Source organism: bacterium, assembly GCA_024228115.1.
Lineage (GTDB): Bacteria > Myxococcota_A > UBA9160 > UBA9160 > UBA6930.
Genome location: JAAETT010000560.1, coordinates 1 through 1,405, shown reverse-complemented (window position 1 = coordinate 1,405; position 1,405 = coordinate 1). Strand labels below are relative to the sequence as shown.

Below are 1,405 nucleotides of genomic sequence, written 5' to 3'. Positions count from 1 at the left end.
GGGGGTCTGACCGCCAGAGCTGCAGCAAAGCCTCGTTTCTCAGCTTCCTCCGCCGCGGTAGCGTCCGCAGCTCCATTCCCCGAGGTTTCGGCCTGCTGCGGGCCTACTTCCATAGGGTCTGGAGCCGGGGCACGCTCACCCGCTTCCCGTTGGGCGGCCAACTCCTCCGGTCGACGCAGTTCCTTGTACTTGATGTTCTCCTCGATTCGCTTCACGTCCCCTGGTGCAATGCCTCCTTTGCCCGAACCGGCCCACGAGACCCACTTGGTGGGTCCCTTTGTGAACACGGTCCAGCATCGGCCGGCCGCCAACCAGGTCACCAGATAGCCGCCGCTATCCAGTACTCCGACGTGGAATCCATGTTTCTTGCAGGCTGCGAGGACCACAGGGTCATGTTCCTCCTGAACATTCCTCATCGTTCCCAGCGAACGAGAAGACCCTGCGGCGCTCGTCTTGCTTCTTGTTTCGACATCCATCTGGGCTAGCTCACCGGCTAAGCCTTGCGTTTCGGTGTCCGGAGGGACAGCCGGCGGCAGGCCTGTGTCCTGTGGTCGGACGCCAGCTGCCAGCCGTCCGTCCGGCACAACCGGTTGTTCTCCCTCTGACTGATCCATCTCCTCCATCGCCCCCTCCTTTGGATTAGGGACCCCCCCGGCCAGAACCTTTGCCATGGCCCTCTGCTTCTTCTCGCTGTCCTTCTTCTTCAGCTCCAGTTCCACCTGCCGTTTCTGCTCGGCCTCTCTCTGCGCTTTCTCCTGTAGGTGCTGTTCGCGCCGGGCGTCGGCCTCCTTCGACTTCTTCGCATCCCTGGCCCCGGGTGATGTAGACTTCGGCGGGGACTTCGACATTGCGTAGCTGAAATCAGCACCAGGATTAATTGCCGGCTCCTCACAACTGTTCACCCTCACGTCCTTATCCCCCTCCATGCTCTTACAAGCCAGGGAAAGGCGGGGCTCCACTGTGATTCTGCCGACTCGAAGTGCCGGTCGTCGTTGCAATCTTCGTCCTTCCCTCACCCATTGCTGAGCTTCCTCAACCCAATGCTTGGGTTTCGTAGGCCCAACGCTAGGCTTGGGAGGCACCTCCTTCGTTTCTTCCTGGACCACGGCATCACCCCCTCCTCGAGGCCCATGTATCCCTACCATGGGAGGATCATCAGGATACAACTGGGTATGGGCGGTGAGCCGTGTCCTTGTTTTCTTGCGGACTTGACCAGATGCTAGAAGTTCCTTCCTTGCTCGTAGTACATGTCGCAAGGCGACAGTCTTTACCTTTCGGGTTTCGCCTGCACCACCATAGCCAAGGTCTATGACACAACTTGTGCCCCCATAGATCAGGCTGGTGCACATCACCTCGAAAGGGCCTTTCCACAGGCATTCCAGTTTCTTGGTGGGTCTAGCCAATG

1 protein-coding gene is annotated in these 1,405 nt (G+C 59.4%); it reads right to left on the bottom strand.

The window, feature by feature from the left end; genetic code table 11:
- Positions 1 to 1,106, bottom strand: a 1,106-nt coding sequence (locus GY937_23230; GenBank protein ID MCP5059629.1) for a hypothetical protein, incomplete at its 3' end; no start/stop codon positions are given.
- Positions 1,107 to 1,405 lie beyond the last annotated feature (299 nt).